This window comes from Shewanella sp. ECSMB14102 (assembly GCF_000813075.1).
GTDB classification, from domain to species: domain Bacteria; phylum Pseudomonadota; class Gammaproteobacteria; order Enterobacterales; family Shewanellaceae; genus Shewanella; species Shewanella indica.
The window spans coordinates 48,739-67,114 of the sequence record NZ_JWGX01000018.1 but is presented as its reverse complement, the minus strand read 5'-3'; the positions used below and the strand labels follow the sequence as shown (position 1 = coordinate 67,114).

Sequence of the window (18,376 nt, the reverse complement as noted above, 5' to 3'; positions counted from 1 at the left end):
ATTATCCTTATATCCAAACTGCAGCTATGAGAGTGGCACTGCTGCCCAAAAGAGCCCCCGCCAGGATGTCGAGAGGGTAGTGAACACCGAGAAACACTCTGGAAACTCCAACCAGGCCCGCCCAGATGAATACCGGCAGTGCCATTTGAGGATAAATTTGCCATACCGCACTGGCGAACACGAAAGCCCCCGCCGTATGGCCGGACGGCAGACTGAATTTATCAGAGGGCTCAAAGCTGGCCCTGAAGCCCACCAGAACCTGATGGCATGGACGTTTACGACGAATGGCATTTTTCAGCAGCAGATACAAAGGCAGTTCCACAGCGTACGCCAACAGCAACAAGGCGAAGAAACGTGACCCATCCTGCTCCAGCAACATGAGCAGCGCCAGACACAGGTAAAGCGGGCCATTACCTGATGCAGAAAACTTGAGAGCACAGGTTTCCAGATCATGTTTGCGGCCAAATTGTGTCAGCGCACGAAATGTTCGAAGATCGAGTTCAGCAAGGTAGGCAAACATGGCTGAGGCTCCTTCTGTGGACAGTACGGAGCCAGGTCAAGGACTCCAATCTGTGTAGCAGTAAAGAGCCTAGTCAAGGGGTGTGACGGGCAGGTGACACCTGCCCTAAGCTTTTATGACATCAGGCAGTGATTGCCGCCCGGCCACGATAAATTTTGATCAAATGATAGACGTTAATACAAGCCACAAAAGCGTTCATACCTGCTACCGGCCAGGCAGAAATCGCCGCACCGTAAATCACGAATAGGGTGCAACCGCTAAAGTTGATCCAACGCAGCCAGATAATGTCCTTCATCATCAGAGAAATGGCCACCATAATGGAGGCAAAATAGCCAATGATTTCAATTGTGTTAAGAGCTTCCATAAGGCACCTCGTTCAGGCTCTCTGCCGTCCATAAGCCTGACGGGGGATCCGTGCCCCTAAAGCAGGTTAAAGTTAAGTAAGTTTGGATGGTGCTTATATTAACAAAAGCCACAGCATAGTTGTAATAAAAATACGTTATTTAATGACTCACATCAAAAAATGGCGCAGATTTATACACTAGCTGCGAAATATTACCACACAAATGTTAATAAAAGGAAAATCCAGCAATACCGTGATTGATAACACTTTTCTTTTCAAGAATCCCTTATATACTGGCACTTAGTGCGTTATCCCGCGGTCTTGTCAGACCTTGCGGTTCAACAGGAGTGTAAATATGGAATACAACACCTCAGAACTTTGTGACATGTACCTGGATGTTGTCGATGTCGTCGAGCCTATGTTCAGCAACTACGGCGGTTGTAGTTCATTTGGCGGCTCCATTAGCACCATCAAGTGTTTCGAAGACAACGGCCTCATTCTCGATGTATTGCAGGACGATGGCGAAGGAAAGGTTCTGCTGGTAGACGGCGGGGGTTCTCTGCGCCGGGCTCTGATCGATGCCTCGATTGCCGAGGTTGCGGTCAATAACAACTGGGAAGGCATTATCGTTTACGGTAGCGTGCGCGATGTCGATGCCCTCGAAGAACTGGATATAGGTATCCAGGCTCTGGCCTCCATTCCTGTTGGTGCCGACGGCAACGCCATTGGTGAAGTAGACATTCCGGTGAACTTCGGTGGTGTTACCTTCCTGCCGGGCGATCATATCTATGCCGATAACACAGGGGTAATTCTGTCTCCTGAACCCTTGGATATCGACTGATATTCACTGTTGAACCAAAGCCGGCTTCTGCCGGCTTTTTTGTTGCCTTTTGCTCAACGTAGGCCAAAATAGAGGCTGTTATTGCCCCGTCAGAGAAAGGGAAACTCTATGGAACTGCCGCTCTCCCCCATCACGCAAACCAAGTTAGCTCAATCTTTCAGCCCCAGAGAAGGTGAAACCCGTCTGGGTCAGAAAGTGCGCCTGCTGCCAAGCGCGGCGAGCTATATGGATGCGCTGACTCAGGCCAAAGCCGCAGGCGCCCGTTTTGCCATCATAGGTATCAAGGAAGATCTTGGGCCCAGAGCTAATCTGGGACAAGGCGGCGCTAACCAGGCCTTTGACGCCATGTTGCCGGCGCTGCTTAACCTGCAGTCCAACCGCTTTTTAAGTGGTGAAGAATGCCTGCTGCTGGGGGAGATCATCCCAGTTGCCAATGCTGCCCATGATTGTCAGCAACTCAGACAAGAGGTGGAGTCGCTGGATCAGCAGGTTATAGAGGCCCTAACCCCGGTTTTTGCCGCCGGACTTGAGCCTATCGTCATCGGCGGTGGCCACAACAACGCTTTTGGCTTACTCAGCGCCGCCCGGGCGGCATTATCCAAGCCGCTGGCAGCGGTCAACCTGGATCCTCATTCAGACTTCAGGTTGCGGGAAGGCCGCCACAGTGGCAATGGTTTCAGTTATGCGGCGGCCAACGGCGCCCTGGGGCATTATCATGTGCTCGGGCTGCATGAACTGAAAAACAGTGAAGCCAATCTGGAACAACTTACGGCATTTGGTGGCAGCTGGCACAGCCTGCAGCAGATTTGGGTACGTCGCGAGCTGAGCTTGGAGAAGGCTCTGAGCGATATTGCCCGCCAGCTGCGTCATACGGGGCTGCCGGTAGCCATAGAGCTGGATCTGGATGCCATAACCCAGATGCCCTCCAGTGCCTCAACCGTTGCCGGTATTCCTTTGTTGGATGCGGCGCATTATGTCAGCCATATGGCGCGCCACACCCAAAGTGTTTATCTGCATCTGGCAGAAGGTGCCCCGGCATGCCACGATGCAGGCCTGGCCGCAGGCTATAAGGCCGTGGGTCAGTGCCTTGCCGAACTAATTTACGCCTACCTACAGGCCAAACAGGTCTGAATGCAACTCCACTCTTTTTGCTTTAGCGACGCCAAGCTTGCCTATGCCCGAATGGGCAGGAAGACACAGCGAAGTTCAGCCGCCATCGGCAATGCTATGGCGGCTGGGGCTATTCACCCCCGGCAGATATTGTGGTCTAATGCGCAGTCTGGCCACGGGGCCAACAGCGTTTTTTACTGCGGCGATCACAGCTTGGCCGCGCAAAGATTCAGCAAGCCGCACCAATAGCTTACACTCGCTGCAATACAAGTTAGTCATAGGAATACACTGATGTCTGAAGGCTCACCAAAGAGTACACATTTCGGGTATAAAACTGTCGAAGCTGAAAAGAAGGCCGACCTGGTAGCCGGAGTCTTCCATTCCGTTGCCGCTAAATACGACATCATGAACGATGTCGCTTCCTTTGGTATCCATAGATTCTGGAAACGCTTCACCATAGAGTGCGCCGGTGCCCGTCCGGGAATGAAGGTATTGGATCTGGCCGGTGGCACAGGTGATTTGACCGCCAAATTCTCGCACCTGGTGGGTGACAAGGGCCAGGTTATTCTGGCGGATATCAATGATTCCATGCTCAAAGTTGGCCGCAGCAAACTACGCGACAAGGGCATTGTGGGCAACGTCAATTACGTACAGGCCAACGCCGAAGCGCTGCCATTTCCGGACAATCACTTCGATATCATCACCATCGCCTTTGGCCTGCGTAATGTGACCGACAAAGACGCGGCGCTGCGCTCAATGCAACGAGTGCTCAAGCCGGGTGGTAAATTGTTGGTATTGGAGTTCTCCAAGCCACAGCATGAGATCATGCGCAAGGCCTATGATCTGTATTCATTCAAGATCCTGCCCAAGATGGGTCAGTTGGTTGCCAAAGATGCCGACAGCTACGAATATCTGGCCGAGTCCATCCGTATGCACCCGGATCAGGAAACTCTGAAGCAGATGATGCTGGACGCCGGCCTGGAGCAGGTGGATTACATCAATATGACCGACGGCGTAGTGGCTCTGCATCGAGGCTATAAGTTCTGAGATGAATGAGCTGAACCTGACATCCCAGTGGCGGCTGTTGTGCTGCGCCGCCCTGGAGATGGCACTAGAGAAAGTCACCGACCAAGCCGAAGACGAATATGCTCGGCTGAAATCGCTGCACGGTAAAGTCCTGTGTCTGCAGCTCAGTCAACTAAATTGGCCGCTTTATCTGGTGTTTGCCAAGAAAATTCAGGTGCTTTCCAGCTATGAGGGCGAGGTGGCGGTAACCGTCAAGGCCGATGCCACCACTCTCTATCGCCTGGGCGAAGGCGAGAGTCTCACCGAGCTTATCAAGCAAGATAAGCTGGTCATCGAAGGGGAACTCGCTCTGCTGCAAACATTCAGCCATTTTCTGCAACAGGTCAGATTCGACTTTGCCGAGCCTTTGTCCCGTTATCTGGGCGATGCCCCGACGCATATATTATTGAGCGGTCTGGAGCGCGCCAGGGCAGATTTAAGCCGGGTGTTTAACAAGACCCAGTCCCATCTGGCGCAATTAACCACCGAAGAGTACAAATTAGCCCCTCATCGGCTTGAATTTATTCACCATTGCGACAAAATTGACGAGCTTGCGGCCGCCACGGACGCCTTAGAACAACGACTCGCCAATTTGAAGGACAAGAAAAGCCCATGAGTTTCGCCAGTATCAAGAGAGGATATCAGGTTATCAGCATTGCCCTGCATTATGGTTTGGACGAGCTGTTGCCGAAAAAGTTGACCCCTTGGTACTTTAAACTCTGGCGTCGCAGTCTGTTTTGGCTGCGCAACAAACATAAATCCAAGGCCGGTGGTGAACGTCTGAAACTGGCGATGCAAGAATTGGGGCCAGTTTATATCAAGTTCGGCCAGATGCTCTCCACCCGTCGCGATCTGCTCAGTGATGAATGGGCCCATGAATTGGCCATGTTGCAGGACAGAGTCCCGCCATTTGACTCCAAGCTGGCACGAGAAGCTATTGAGGCCGAGCTCAAAGCCCCCATAGAAACCCTGTTTGACGACTTTGACGATACCCCGCTGGCCTCGGCATCTATTTCCCAAGTGCACACGGCAACGCTCAAGTCCAACGGCAAGCCTGTGGTTCTCAAGGTATTACGCCCCAATGTAGAGCAAAACATTCTCGCCGACCTACAGCTGATGAGCCAGAGTGCCAAGCTGCTGGAAACCATTCTCGGCCCGGATAACCGCCTGCGCCCGGCCGAAGTGGTGGAAGACTACCGCACTACCATTTTGGGGGAGCTCAACCTTAAACTGGAAGCGCTCAATACAGTCAAGCTGCGCAACAATTTTATCGACTCCAACGCCCTCTATATTCCCTATGTTTATGAAGAACTGAGCTATCAGCGCTTGATGGTGATGGAACGTATCGAGGGGATCCCGGTGTCGGACATCGCCGCGCTCAAGGCCCAGGGCACCAACCTCAAGCTGTTGGCCGAGCGTGGGGTGGAACTCTTCTTTACCCAGGTATTTCGCGATAACTTTTTCCACGCCGACATGCACCCGGGCAACATCTTTATTTCCCGTGAGCACCCGGAAGATCCTTTCTATATAGGTCTGGACTGCGGCATTATGGGAACACTTAACGACACGGATAAACGCTATCTGGCAGAAAACTTTCTCGCCTTTTTCAACCGTGATTACCGCCGTATCGCCCAACTATATGTGGAATCCGGTTGGGTTTCAGCCGATACCGACATTCAGGCCTTCGAGCAAGCGGTTAAAGTGGTGTGTGAACCCATGTTCAACAAGCCGCTGGATGAGATCTCCTTCGGCCATGTGCTGCTGGAACTGTTTCGCACCGCCCGCCGCTTCCATATAGTGGTACAGCCGCAGTTGGTCTTGCTGGAAAAGACCTTGCTCTATATCGAAGGCTTGGGACGTCAGCTTTATCCTCAACTGGATCTGTGGCAAACGGCCAAGCCTTTCCTTGAGCAGTGGATGGCAGAACAGGTCGGCCCCAAGGCAATGTTCAAAAAAGTGCAAACACAATTGCCCTTCTGGTCTGATAAACTTCCAGAGTTTCCGGAACTGATATATGACAATCTGAAGCTGGGGCGTAATCTCCTTGGAGCTCAGCAGCAGATGTTGGATAAGTATCTTAAACACCAGCAAAAAGCACACAAGAGTAATTATTTGTTAATCACATCCGCAATTTTGTTGATCTGTGGCACGATTTCACTCAGTCAGGACGCTACACTGTGGCCGTCCTATGTCAGTATTGGGGTCGGAGCAATCCTATGGTTTGCTGGATGGCGATCCAGGCCTAAAATTAAGAAATTTTAATTAGTACATTTTAATTAAAGGTTCATAATTGAACCAAGATTATCTATAGAGGAAACCTTCATGGGTGGTATCAGTATTTGGCAACTTCTCATCATCGCGTTAATTGTAGTGCTGCTGTTCGGCACCAAGAAGCTGCGTTCACTGGGCGGCGACCTCGGCGGAGCAGTTAAAGGATTTAAAAATGCTATGTCCAGTGACGAGGACAAGAAAGCCATCGAGGACACTTCTGCACAGAACACTCAGGCAGACCCCAAAGCACAGGCGACTGATAAGAAGCCTGAGTCCAAGGACAAAGAACAGGCGTAATTCCCTATGTTCGATGGTATCGGCTTTATGGAGCTGCTGCTCATCGGGGTATTGGGGCTGGTCGTTCTCGGCCCCGAACGTCTCCCGGTAGCGGTACGTTCAATTACCGGCTGGATCCGTGCCATGAAACGCATGGCTAATTCGGTCAAAGATGAACTTGAGCAGGAGCTCAAGATCGAGCAGTTACATGCAGACCTGAAGAAGGCCGAGAACAAGGGCCTCAGCAATCTGTCTCCGGAACTGCAGGAATCTATCGATCAACTGAGAGAGGCGGCCCAATCGGTTAACCGTCCCTATCAGGTTGAAGACAGCAAATCTCCAGCCCAGGAATCCCCCAAGGCAGAAGCCGCTGTCGAGGAGAAAACACCTGCCACCGAGACGGCTCCCAAGCCGACAGGTACTGACACTAAATAATGGGTAACGCATGTCGCAACAGCAGCCATTAATCAGCCACTTGCTTGAACTGCGCACTAAACTGCTCAAAGCCATTGCAAGTGTGCTTATCGTGTTTATTGCCCTGGTTTACTGGGCCAATGATATCTATCACTATATGGCGATCCCATTGATGCAGTCTTTGCCGGATACCGGCAGTATGATTGCAACGGATGTGGCCGCGCCGTTTTTTGCTCCCTTTAAACTAACACTGGTACTGTCTTTTTTTATTGCGGTGCCCTATGTGCTATTTCAGATCTGGTCCTTTGTCGCGCCCGGACTGTATAAACATGAAAAACGTCTGGTAGTTCCGCTCTTATTCAGTAGTACTCTGCTGTTTTATTTGGGGATCGCCTTTGCCTACTATGTAGTATTCCCGGTCGTATTCGGCTTCTTTACCAGTGTGGCTCCGGAAGGGGTTCAGGTAGCAACCGATATCAGCAGTTATCTGAGCTTTATTCTGAAGCTGTTCTTTGCCTTTGGTTTGGCATTCGAGATCCCGGTCGCCGTGATTTTGTTGTGCTGGGCCGGTGTCACGACTCCGGAAGACCTAAGAGCTAAACGCCCCTATATCGTTGTCGGTGCCTTTGTGGTGGGCATGATGCTAACACCGCCTGATGTCATCTCTCAGACTATGCTGGCCGTGCCAATGCTGTTATTGTTTGAAGGTGGACTCTTGGCTGCCCGTTTTTACAGCAAGGCTTCGGATGAATCAGACGAGGATGAAACCGAAGAAAAACAGGCATAATCAGCAGGCAGCAAGGGCAATAACAAGAATAAAAGAAGGATGATATTCATGCGTTTAACCTGGATTGCTGCCTCTACGGCTGCACTGCTTTGTTTTCAGGCTCAGGCCGGTATCGAGCAGGAATTGGCTCAATGTGCCTCCCTAACTGATAAACTCGACCGGCTCATCTGCTACGATGAGCTGGCTGCCAAAGTCTCTCATGTAAAAGCCAGCCAAGTTAGTGCTGCCGAAGCAACCACTGTAGTTGCCGCTGCGCCTGTGGCCAAGAGTGTTCAGGCCGATCCTGCGGCCGACTTCGGTGCCGATAACCTGGAATCCACTATCCAGACCAGCAAGAAAAATGAAGTTGCGAAGATTTTCCTGACCATCAGCGAGGTCGATAAAGACCCCTATGGTGCCCTCAAAATCAGCTTCAGTAACGGTCAGGTTTGGAAACAAACCGACAGCCGCAATTTCCGCCTGAAATCCGGGCAGAAGGTTTATATCGAAAAAGCCGCCTTAGGCTCATTCCTGTTGGGAACTGAAGGGCGCAACAGCACTATCAGGGTCAAGCGTCTGCAGTGAATCAATACCTGGATATCGCTGTCAATCTAATTGGCAGCCACCTGGAACAAGATCTCAATCGAGTTATCAATGAAGCGGCAGGCGAAGGCGTCTCGCCGCTTATCATTATTGGCAGCCATCTGGATGAAAGCCGAAGCTGCATCCAGGTTTGCCGGCAATATCCCCAAAAAGTCTACACCACAGTAGGTGTCCACCCTCATCATGCCAGCGAGTGGCAGACGAAGAGCGCCGCCGAACTGAAACAACTGGCCAGGCAACCGGGCGTGGTTGCCATAGGGGAATGCGGCCTGGACTACAACAGAGACTTTTCGCCGCGCCAGCAGCAACGCCAAGCCTTTGAGTCCCAGTTGGCTCTGGCGGTAGAACTGCAATACCCGGTACTGATGCATCAACGCGACGCCCATGATGATTTTCTGGCTATTCTGGATGACTATCTGGAAGCCCTTCCGGCAGCGCTACTGCACTGCTTTACCGACGGCCCCAAACAGGCCGAAGACTATATTGCCAGGGATCTGTACCTGGGCGTAACAGGTTGGGTTTGTGACGAACGCCGTGGACAAGATCTGGTCAGCGCTCTGCCATTAATCCCGGACAACAGATTATTACTGGAAACCGACAGTCCCTATCTACTGCCACGCAGCATGCGACCCAAGCCGAAATCGGGCCGCAATGAGCCCAAGTATCTGCCTTACATAGCCCAAGCTGTCGCCGACATCCGAGGTCAGTCGCTGGAGAGTCTTGCGCGCCAGTGCTTTAGCAACAGCTTGCGTTTCTTTAAGCTGGAGAGCATTCATGGCTAATGCCTACTCCATTCTATTGCTCTTCTTGAGTTTACTGTCTCTCACTCTTGCTGCCGAACCCAGAGTCGCGGTTTCCGCAACCGAAGGGCTGGATTTGGATCTGCGCCCCAGCACCCGAGTCACAGAGCAAGGCGCTGATAGTCGCCTCAACCAGGTACAGAATTTACCGGATACCGCCTGGCATCCAGCCAATGACTACAACTTTATCGAGATGGGCGCTGATGGCCTCTGGTTCAACTTCAGCCTTTATGCCAAAGAGCCGGGCCATTTCAACAGAATACTGGCCTTTAATAACCCCAGTACGGACAAGCTGGAGATCTACCACTACGTCGATGGTCGTCTCCAGCGTCAGCTAACATTGGGAGATACCCAGGCCTTTGGCCACAGAAGCATATTGAGTACCAGCTTCCTCTATGCCTTTAACATCAAGCAGCAGGAACAGCACCAATTCTGGCTCAAATTGACCACCGCCGGCAGCAGCTATCTGCCTATTCACCTTTGGGAGCCATACGCGCTGCTACAAAGCCAGGAAACCCGCAATATGCTCAATGGCATACAGTTAGGCGCCCTGGCCGCTATAGGCTTGTTTGCATTGTTTATCGCCCTAACAACCCGCTCCTTCAGTTACAGCTATTATGCCGGTTATGTATTGACCATGACGCTATTGGTTGCCTGCATCAATGGTACGGCCTTTCGCTATCTTTGGCCCAATGTGCCGCAGCTGCAACAATATGTTATCCCTTCGTTGGTCCCTCTGGTGATTGCCTTTGGGATACTCTTTACCGAGAAGGTATTACAGCTCAAATACCACAGTATCCGTATGTTGAGGGCCTGTCGCTATACGGCGGCCAGCGCCATACTGCTGATTTTCGCCACTATACTGCTTGATTACGCACTCGCCATCTATATTGAGATAGTCTCAGTCATGTCTGTGAGCCTGATGCTACTGTTTTTCAGCATGTTGCAGGCGATACGCGGCAATAAACTCGCCAAACTCTACACAGTATCCTGGAGCGGGATGACGCTGGGGATCTTCGTCTCCTGTTTCATGTATCTGGGTATTTTAAAGCTACCCCTGATGCCACAAACGCCGGTGCTATTGGGGCTCACCTTCGAAGTCGTATTTATGGCGGCAGTGTTGGCGATACGCTACAACGATGAACGCAAAGCCAAGCAAAGAATTCAACAGGAAGCTCTGAGACAGGCGGAACGGATCCGCGAAGCCAGAGAAGAAACCCTTAGAATGGAAGCCGAAAGTAACGAGAAACTGGAACGTATGGTGCAAGAACGCACTCTGGAGCTGGAAATAGCGCTCAGAGAGCTGAATGAGGCCAACCAGAAGCTCACCGAAAAGGCCACTATAGATAGCCTTACCGGGGTCAAAAACCGCTCCACCTTCGACAAGCGTCTGCAGGCCGAAGGGCGCATCAGCCGCCGACAACAGACGCCGCTGGCACTGCTGATGCTGGACATAGACAGATTCAAGACCATTAACGACACCCATGGCCATTTGGCCGGCGATCAAACCCTTAAAAGTATTGCCAATACCCTCAAGAATATCCTCAGGCGCCCAAGTGATCTGGTATCACGTTTTGGTGGTGAGGAGTTTGCTATTATATTGCCTAATACTGATACTATCGGGGCCCTGAGTGTGGCAGAACAGATACGTCACGCCATCTCGGCCTTGGATGTCAGCTGGGATAAACAGACAATCCCTCTGACCGCCAGTATCGGCGTCAGTGTCGCCATTATAGAGTCGGATATGCACATCACCCAGTTGCTGGAGCAAGCCGACAAGGCACTGTATTGCGCCAAGAATTCAGGCAGGGATCAGGTCTACGCCTTTGATCCCGAGCAAGATACCCTTTCAGATCCAGCCAGGAGCCCAAAGTGAACATAATTACCAGTGCCTACCCACAGCGTCGTATGCGCCGTATGCGCAAGCATGAGTTCAGCCGCCGCCTGATGGCTGAGAACCTGTTGACAGTCAATGATCTCATCTACCCCATGTTTGTGCTCGAAGGTAACAAGCGTACCGAATCTGTAGCCTCCATGCCGGGCGTTGAGCGTTACAGCATAGATCTGCTGCTCAAAGAAGCCGAAGAGCTGGTAGAGCTGGGTATCCCTTTGATTGCCCTCTTCCCGGTAACACCGGCGGAGAAAAAGTCTCTGATGGCCGAAGAAGCCTACAATCCTGACGGTTTGGTGCAACGAGCCGTTCGAGAGCTCAAGGCCGAGTTCCCTCAATTGGGCGTGATGACAGATGTCGCACTGGATCCCTACACCACTCATGGACAAGACGGCATCATAGATGAGACCGGTTACATCATTAATGACATCACCACAGAAATTCTGGTGAAACAGGCACTGTCCCACGCCGCAGCCGGTGCAGATATGGTAGCCCCTTCAGATATGATGGATGGCCGCATAGGTGCCATACGTCAGGCACTCGAAGCCGCAGGCCACGTCAACACTCAGATTATGGCTTATAGCGCCAAGTATTCCTCCAACTACTATGGCCCCTTCCGCGATGCGGTCGGCTCTGCCGGCAACCTCAAAGGCGGTAACAAGCACAGCTATCAAATGGATCCGGCCAACTCGGACGAAGCATTGCATGAAGTCGCCCTGGATATTCAGGAAGGCGCCGATATGGTGATGGTGAAGCCAGGCATGCCTTATTTGGATATAGTGCGCAGAGTCAAAACCGAACTGGGTGTACCGACTTTTGCCTATCAGGTCAGCGGTGAATACGCCATGCATATGGCAGCAATTCAAAACGGCTGGCTGGCAGAAAAAGCCATAGTGATGGAATCTTTGCTGTGCTTCAAACGTGCCGGCGCCGATGGCATTCTCACTTACTTTGCCAAGCAGGCCGCCCAATGGCTGAAAGACGCCAAGTAAATTGAACTCCAAAGCCGCCTTCAAGGCGGCTTTTTGTATTTGTCTCATTCCCGGCAAGAATCCACTCCCTCGTTGAAAAACCTCTTTGTTCAGATCAAAATTATTTAGTGATCTTGCTAACATACATAGTGTTTGTCTCTTTGCGATATCCCTCACCAATGGTTGAATCAAGGTATGGAGTCACCCCACCCGAGGTAGTATGATGTACCAGAATGTAAAAGCGTTACTCGCCACCACCGCGTTATTCTTCAGTTGCCAGGTTATGGCCAATGGCGGTTGTGGTTTCGAAGACAAACAGGAAGGCTTTATCGCCACCTGCAGCGAGGAGAAACAGGAAGTGATCTTAACGGGCGCAGTCGAAGCACAGAAACTGGTGACAGAATTACCCGAATTCAGCAGTGGCTATCAAAGTTATCAGGTAGAAGCAGAGGTATTGGCTCCAGTAAAAGCGGTCAAGAAAGCCACAGAAATTGTCGTCATCATAGGTACATGGTGCCCGGACTGCCACAGAGAAACACCGCGCTTTATCCGCATCATGGAGCAAGTAGCCAACCCTAATATCCAAGTGCGTTATATCGGGGTAGATCGCCAGAAACAGGATCCGGAAGGCTTGGCCGCTCAATATGACTTCCAGCGGATCCCAACCTTTATTGTACTTCAGGATGGCAAAGAGATTGGCCGTATCGTTGAACGCCCGGAAGTCTCTCTGGAGCAGGATCTGGCCAAGATCCTCGAGTAATCTTTCAAGCCACTATGCCGCGTAACCTAAGGTGCACTCGGACTGTAGCAACAAAAAAATGAGATAGTAAAAAGGACCTGGTTAAGGTCCTTTTTTAATTGTGCTTATTCTGCAAACTGCCGTTTGGCCAACATCTGCAGCACCCCTTCACGCAAAGCGCCGCCGGATAAATGCAGGCGTTCAATACCCAAAAGTTCAAACAGCGCCAGCAAGATGGCAACTCCGGATGCAAAGGTCGGCGCCCGCTCGGGACAAAGGCCACTTATGCTATCCAAAGTTAGGCTCTCCTGCGCAAGCAACTCCTGTTTCAACGACTCCAGTACCGTCAGGGTCAGGGTTTCCGACTCCTGCCTGTGCTGCAACACTTCAACCACTGACTGCACTGCTCCGGAAGCACCGACCACCGAATGCCAGCCCAGCGCTTTCAAAGTCGATTTGTGTTCAGCCAAGGCCTGCTCCACCTTGGCTCGCACATCGTCAAAGTCCAGCGGTTGCAGGGGGGCAGAGGTGAAAAAGCATTGATTATAGGTGACACAGCCTATGGGCAGACTGGTTTTAAACAGCACCTTTTCACCGTCACCCACAATAAACTCGGTACTGGCGCCACCTATATCTATCACTAGGCGTCGCCCTTCACCATGAGTGGTCGCCACCATGCCTTGATAGATAAGTTCGGCTTCGCGCATACCGCAGATGATCTCTATCGGGTGCCCCAATATTTGCAGGGCACGACGATTGAATTCATCTGAATTACTGATACATCGAAGAGTTGCGGTAGCAATAACAGCCACATTGGCATCACCAACTTGATGCTCGACAAGCATATTGGCGAACATCGCCAGGCAATCGAGGCCTCGTTCGAATGCCGCCTGATTAAGACTGCCATCGGCCTCAATTCCCTCGGCCAACCTCACCTTACGTTTGTATTTGGCAAGAACCTTGGGCTGGCCGCCGACGGTACGGGCAACCAGCATATTGAAGCTATTGGAGCCAAGGGTTATGGCGGCGTAGGCGGGTTTCGGCATTCAGGAATGTCTGCGGGTCCTGTCGTGACGAGGTGGACGACCACCGCTACGATGAGCTCCCTGAGGACGTCCCTGACCGCGATCGCGGGTATTACGCGGTCCGGCATGCTTACGATGGATACGAACCGGTGCAGGAATATCATCGAGCAAGGCTTCGGCATCGTAAGAGGTTACCGGAATCGAGTGCTTGATATAGTCTTCGATAGCCGGCAGGTTGAGGGCGTATTCTTCACAGGCAAAGCTGACTGAAACCCCTTTGGCACCGGCGCGGCCGGTACGACCGATACGGTGAACATAGTCTTCACAGTCATCAGGCAGGTCGAAGTTATAGACATGGGACACATCAGAAATATGCAGGCCACGGGCTGCGACGTCTGTGGCCACCAAAATATCCAGATCACCCTTGGTGAACTGCTCCAGGATCTTAAGACGTTTCTTCTGTGGCACGTCACCGGTCAGCAGACCGACTCTGTGACCATCTCCTTCGAGCCAGCCCCAGAGGTTCTCACACTGATGCTTGGTGTTGGCAAAGACTATCGCCTTATCCGGCCAATCTTCCTCTATCAGGGTAAGCAGCAGTGGGATCTTGTCCTTCATCGAAGGATAGAACAGCTCTTCCTTGATGTTTTTTGAGGTCTTCTCTTCCGGTGCAATTTCGACTTTGACCGGATCATTCATATGGTCATAAGCCAGCTCCTGCACCTTCATCGACAAGGTAGCCGAGAACAGCATGTTGAGCCTGTCTTTGGCATCCGGCATACGGCGGAACAGGAAGCGAATGTCTTTGATAAAGCCCAGATCAAACATGCGATCCGCTTCATCCAACACTACCGCCTGAATGGAACTGAGGTTGATAACCCCTTGACGCACATAATCTATAATGCGTCCTGTAGTACCAATCAGGATATCCACGCCCTTGTCCAGCACCTTGCGCTGGGCATCATAGCCTTCGCCGCCATAGACAATCCCCACCTTGAGTTTGGTGTGTTTGGACAGCAAGGTGGCATCTTTGGCTATCTGAATCGCCAGTTCCCGGGTTGGTGCCATAATGATGGCTCTGGGCTGATTAAGTTGGCGTTCGGCGGGAATATCGGTTGAAAGTAAATGGTTAAAAGTTGCTACCAGAAAGGCCAGGGTCTTGCCCGTACCTGTCTGCGCCTGACCGGCGATATCCTTGCCCTGCAAAAGTACCGGCAGGGAAAGTGCCTGAATAGGCGTACAATATTCGAAACCGTTTTCTGCAAGCGCCTGAATTACTTCAGGATGTAGTGGCAGTTCGGCAAATTTTTGTTGAGATAAATGTGTTTCGCTCATAGCGCAAGCATACCAGTTAGGGTTGCAATAAGATACTCGATCGTTTGAAATAGCGACAAGAAAAAAACGGTGACTTGAATTGCCGTTAATCCAACCCAATATACAGGTTAAGCCATTAACAGACCAGTAATGGCAACCCAACTGGAGAACATCATGAGCGATAAAATTGTGTACCTGAGCGACGACAGCTTTGAAAATGACGTCCTGAAATCAGAACTGCCTGTATTGGTAGACTTCTGGGCCGAGTGGTGTGGCCCATGTAAAATGATCGCTCCCATCCTGGACGATGTTGCCGAAGAATACGCTGGCAAACTGACCATCGCCAAATTAAACATAGATCAGAACAACGCTTCACCTGTTAAATACGGTGTTCGCAGTATTCCTACCCTGTTGCTGTTCAAAAACGGTGAACTGGTTGCCAATCAAGTTGGCGCCCTGTCCAAGACTCAGTTGAAAGAGTTCATCGACGCCCAGATTTGATCACTCAAATCAAATAAGTGACACCCGGCACGCCCTAGAAATAAAAATGTGCCGGGTTCAGTTAAACTTCTGGACGCCCTGTCCTGATAGTGCTACTTTAATAACCAGATTCTTTCTACTAACCCACTTCTCGCTGTTCAATCAACATCCATCAAGTCCAATTTGAGAGATTGAGCGCGTAAGCTTTGTCGCGTGAAACAAGACCCACCAAAAATGAATTTAACTGAATTAAAAAACAAGTCTATTGCAGACTTAGTCGCACTGGCCGAAGAAATGAAGCTGGAGAATATGGCTCGTGCCCGCAAGCAGGATATCATCTTCTCTATATTGAAAGCCCATGCCAAGAGTGGTGAAGACATCTTCGGCGGCGGCGTTCTGGAAATACTTCAGGATGGATTTGGTTTCCTGCGCAGTTCCGATGGTTCGTATCTGGCCGGTCCCGATGATATTTATGTTTCGCCAAGCCAGATCCGTCGTTTCAACATGCGAACGGGTGACACCATTTTCGGCAAAATACGTCCCCCAAAAGAAGGCGAACGCTATTTTGCTCTGTTGAAAGTCAACGAAGTTAACTTCGACAAGCCTGAAAACTCCCGCAACAAGATCCTGTTTGAAAACCTTACCCCACTGCATGCAGAAGAACGTCTGCGTATGGAACGTGGTAACGGTTCCACCGAAGATATCACCGCCCGAATTCTGGACCTCTGCTCACCCGTGGGTAAAGGCCAGCGTGGTCTGATTGTTGCGCCACCCAAAGCCGGTAAGACTCTGCTGCTGCAGAACATTGCCCAGTCCATCACCTATAACAACCCTGAAGTGGTGTTGATGGTACTGCTGATCGACGAACGTCCTGAAGAAGTGACCGAAATGCAGCGTCTGGTTCAAGGTGAAGTGATCGCTTCCACCTTCGATGAGCCTGCAAGCCGTCACGTACAAGTTGCAGAGATGGTTATCGAAAAGGCCAAGCGCCTGGTTGAACACAAGAAAGACGTAGTGATCCTGCTGGACTCTATCACCCGTCTGGCTCGTGCTTACAACACGGTTGTACCTTCATCCGGTAAGGTACTGACAGGTGGTGTAGATGCCAACGCACTGCACAGACCCAAGCGTTTCTTCGGTGCTGCCCGTAATATCGAAAACGGTGGCAGCCTGACTATTATCGCCACTGCGCTTATCGATACCGGCTCCAAGATGGACGAAGTAATTTACGAAGAGTTCAAGGGTACAGGTAACCAGGAACTGCATCTGTCACGCAAGGCCGCTGAGAAGCGAGTATTCCCTGCCATTGATTTCAACCGCAGTGGTACCCGCCGTGAAGAGAAACTGACCACGCCGGATGAGCTGCAGAAAATGTGGATCCTGCGTAAGATCCTCAATCCTATGGATGAAGTCAGCGCGATGGAATTCTTGATCGACAAACTGGCAATGACCAAGACCAATGAAGAGTTCTTCACTGCGATGAAGCGCACCAAGTCTTGATGCAAAAGGCAACGGTCCTCATAGGACCGTTCCTACTCAGAAATCCATTAACACCATTCAGTCAAAGTTTGCTTAACTGAATGGTGTTATGTCAAACAGGTTGAATCTTACAGGTCGAGTGCCAAGATTTTCGAGCGGCGCTGGTAGTTGTAAAGCTGCTTCTTCTTGTTAGGCAAAGCATCCACCTCCACCAATTCAAAACCATGCTCCAGGAACCAGTGAATACTACGGGTCGTCAACGCGAATAACCTGGAGTAACCACGTACCTTGGCCTGGCCTATTATGTTTTGCAGCAGCAAGCTACCGCGATCGGCATCGCGATAGTCAGGGTGTACCACCAAACAGGCAAATTCGCCGGCATTGTCCTCTTCAAAGGGATAAAGCGCCGCGCAGCCTATCACCAAGCCATCACGCTCAATAAGCATAAACTGCTCTACCTCTATCTCCAGTTGTTCGCGGGAGCGACGCACCAGGATACCCTGCTCTTCCAACGGGCGGATCAGGTTGAGTATGCCGCCAATGTCGGCAATGGATGCACGCCGTAAGCGCTCGGCACTCTCAGTGACTATCTGGGTACCTATACCTTCACGAGAAAACAATTCCTGCAACAGGGCGCCATCTTCCAGATAGCTGACCAAATGGCAACGGGGTACGCCACTGCGACAGGCATCAATACTGGCCTTGAGAAACGCCATGGTGCCGACGCAACCTTCACCTTGACCAGCCAGTTTATCGAGAATTTTCTGGGCATCGTTGGGCATCAGCTCGGCAATCACATCACCATTACGGTCCAAAATACCGTTCTGGGAGCTGAAACCTATCATCTTGTCGGCTTTGAGCTTGATTGCTACTTGAGTCGCTACCTCTTCAGCGGTGAGGTTAAAGCTCTCGCCGGTGACCGAAGCAGCTATCGGCCCCATCAGGATGATGCAGTTATTTTCCAATTGCCGCTTAAGCCCTTGAACATCAATACGGCGCACCTTGCCGGAGAGGCAATAGTCAATGCCATTGTCGACCCCCAAAGGCTGGGCGATGACAAAATTACCGCTAACCACATTGATCTGAGCTCCCTGCATAGGTGTGTTCGACAAGCTCATGGACAACCTGGCTGTAATATCAAACTGCAAAGAACCAGCCACCTGCTTAATCAGCTTGAGAGTGGCTTCGTCGGTGATCCGTACACCTTGATGATAGGCGGGCTCAATCTGATGATGAGCCAAGGATTCATCTATCTGCGGCCGGGCGCCATAAACCAATACCACCTTGATCCCCAGGCTATGCAGCAAAGCAACATCATTGATGATGGAACGAAACTTAGGCTGAGCCAGCGCCTCCCCTCCTAACATCACAACAAATGTCTTACCCCTGTGAGCATTGACATAGGGAGCAGAATGACGAAAACCATCAACCAATTCTGTGGTACGCACCTTGGGATTTACCTCACACT

Annotated in this window: 21 protein-coding genes; 15 read left to right on the top strand and 6 right to left on the bottom strand. The window is 51.2% G+C overall.

The window, feature by feature from the left end; genetic code table 11:
• Positions 1-7: 7 nt before the first annotated feature.
• A complete protein-coding gene (locus RC73_RS07530) occupies positions 8-520 on the bottom strand; it encodes a phosphatase PAP2 family protein (protein ID WP_039034066.1) in 513 nt (170 codons plus the stop codon).
• A gap of 121 nt (positions 521-641) precedes the next feature.
• Positions 642-884, bottom strand: coding sequence for a YgjV family protein (locus RC73_RS07525; protein WP_039034065.1), 243 nt, complete (start codon positions 882-884; stop codon positions 642-644).
• Positions 885-1,218: 334 nt separating this feature from the next.
• On the opposite strand from RC73_RS07525, the gene rraA reads away from it, so the two are divergent.
• Both rraA and RC73_RS07515 read left to right on the top strand, forming a co-directional pair.
• Positions 1,219-1,704, top strand: coding sequence for a ribonuclease E activity regulator RraA (gene rraA, locus RC73_RS07520; RefSeq protein ID WP_025011574.1), 486 nt, complete (start codon positions 1,219-1,221; stop codon positions 1,702-1,704).
• Between the two features lie 108 nt (positions 1,705-1,812).
• Entirely contained in the window at positions 1,813-2,835 is a 1,023-nt protein-coding gene (locus RC73_RS07515) for a formimidoylglutamase (RefSeq protein ID WP_039034064.1), read from the top strand.
• 75 nt (positions 2,836-2,910) lie between these two features.
• Here RC73_RS07515 and RC73_RS20480 read toward each other — a convergent pair whose 3' ends face one another.
• Entirely contained in the window at positions 2,911-3,093 is a 183-nt protein-coding gene (locus tag RC73_RS20480; protein ID WP_143078343.1) for a hypothetical protein, read from the bottom strand.
• Positions 3,094-3,105: 12 nt separating this feature from the next.
• On the opposite strand from RC73_RS20480, the gene ubiE reads away from it, so the two are divergent.
• From ubiE to RC73_RS07455, 11 genes are all read left to right on the top strand, one after another.
• Complete coding sequence (gene ubiE / locus RC73_RS07505; RefSeq protein ID WP_039034062.1) at positions 3,106-3,861, top strand: bifunctional demethylmenaquinone methyltransferase/2-methoxy-6-polyprenyl-1,4-benzoquinol methylase UbiE; 756 nt, start codon at positions 3,106-3,108, stop codon at positions 3,859-3,861.
• Position 3,862: 1 nt separating this feature from the next.
• Positions 3,863-4,495, top strand: a complete 633-nt coding sequence (locus RC73_RS07500) for a ubiquinone biosynthesis accessory factor UbiJ (RefSeq protein WP_039034061.1) — start codon at positions 3,863-3,865, stop codon at positions 4,493-4,495.
• Positions 4,492-6,141: a ubiquinone biosynthesis regulatory protein kinase UbiB gene (gene ubiB / locus RC73_RS07495; RefSeq protein ID WP_039034060.1), complete on the top strand. Its 1,650-nt coding sequence runs from the start codon at positions 4,492-4,494 to the stop codon at positions 6,139-6,141. The genes RC73_RS07500 and ubiB overlap by 4 nt, the downstream gene beginning before the upstream one ends.
• Positions 6,142-6,201: 60 nt before the next feature.
• On the top strand, positions 6,202-6,447 hold the full coding sequence (gene tatA, locus RC73_RS07490) for a Sec-independent protein translocase subunit TatA (protein ID WP_039034059.1): 246 nt from the start codon (positions 6,202-6,204) through the stop codon (positions 6,445-6,447).
• A 6-nt stretch (positions 6,448-6,453) separates the two neighbouring features.
• Complete coding sequence (gene tatB / locus RC73_RS07485) at positions 6,454-6,861, top strand: Sec-independent protein translocase protein TatB (protein ID WP_039034058.1); 408 nt, start codon at positions 6,454-6,456, stop codon at positions 6,859-6,861.
• A 10-nt stretch (positions 6,862-6,871) separates the two neighbouring features.
• Positions 6,872-7,627, top strand: a complete 756-nt coding sequence (gene tatC / locus RC73_RS07480; protein WP_039034057.1) for a twin-arginine translocase subunit TatC — start codon at positions 6,872-6,874, stop codon at positions 7,625-7,627.
• A gap of 48 nt (positions 7,628-7,675) precedes the next feature.
• A complete protein-coding gene (locus tag RC73_RS07475) occupies positions 7,676-8,191 on the top strand; it encodes a hypothetical protein (protein ID WP_039034056.1) in 516 nt (171 codons plus the stop codon).
• On the top strand, positions 8,188-8,991 hold the full coding sequence (locus tag RC73_RS07470; RefSeq protein ID WP_039034055.1) for a TatD family hydrolase: 804 nt from the start codon (positions 8,188-8,190) through the stop codon (positions 8,989-8,991). Before RC73_RS07475 ends, RC73_RS07470 begins: the two co-directional genes overlap by 4 nt.
• Positions 8,984-10,885: a sensor domain-containing diguanylate cyclase gene (locus RC73_RS07465; protein ID WP_039034054.1), complete on the top strand. Its 1,902-nt coding sequence runs from the start codon at positions 8,984-8,986 to the stop codon at positions 10,883-10,885. The genes RC73_RS07470 and RC73_RS07465 overlap by 8 nt, the downstream gene beginning before the upstream one ends.
• Positions 10,882-11,892, top strand: coding sequence for a porphobilinogen synthase (gene hemB, locus RC73_RS07460; protein WP_039034053.1), 1,011 nt, complete (start codon positions 10,882-10,884; stop codon positions 11,890-11,892). Before RC73_RS07465 ends, hemB begins: the two co-directional genes overlap by 4 nt.
• 202 nt (positions 11,893-12,094) lie before the next feature.
• Positions 12,095-12,631: a thioredoxin family protein gene (locus RC73_RS07455; RefSeq protein WP_039034052.1), complete on the top strand. Its 537-nt coding sequence runs from the start codon at positions 12,095-12,097 to the stop codon at positions 12,629-12,631.
• Between the two features lie 104 nt (positions 12,632-12,735).
• Here the strand turns inward: RC73_RS07455 and RC73_RS07450 are convergent, their stop codons facing one another.
• Both RC73_RS07450 and rhlB read right to left on the bottom strand, forming a co-directional pair.
• On the bottom strand, positions 12,736-13,656 hold the full coding sequence (locus RC73_RS07450) for a Ppx/GppA phosphatase family protein (protein WP_039034051.1): 921 nt from the start codon (positions 13,654-13,656) through the stop codon (positions 12,736-12,738).
• Complete coding sequence (gene rhlB / locus RC73_RS07445; protein ID WP_039034050.1) at positions 13,657-14,970, bottom strand: ATP-dependent RNA helicase RhlB; 1,314 nt, start codon at positions 14,968-14,970, stop codon at positions 13,657-13,659.
• A 153-nt stretch (positions 14,971-15,123) separates the two neighbouring features.
• Between rhlB and trxA the strand changes: the two genes are divergently transcribed.
• The gene (trxA, locus tag RC73_RS07440) at positions 15,124-15,450 is read left to right on the top strand and encodes a thioredoxin TrxA (protein WP_025011563.1); all 327 of its coding nucleotides are present in this window, start codon (positions 15,124-15,126) and stop codon (positions 15,448-15,450) included.
• Between the two features lie 213 nt (positions 15,451-15,663).
• Entirely contained in the window at positions 15,664-16,929 is a 1,266-nt protein-coding gene (gene rho / locus RC73_RS07435) for a transcription termination factor Rho (protein WP_039034049.1), read from the top strand.
• Between the two features lie 107 nt (positions 16,930-17,036).
• Here the strand turns inward: rho and argA are convergent, their stop codons facing one another.
• Complete coding sequence (argA, locus tag RC73_RS07430) at positions 17,037-18,356, bottom strand: amino-acid N-acetyltransferase (RefSeq protein ID WP_039034102.1); 1,320 nt, start codon at positions 18,354-18,356, stop codon at positions 17,037-17,039.
• Between the last annotated feature and the right edge of the window lie 20 nt (positions 18,357-18,376).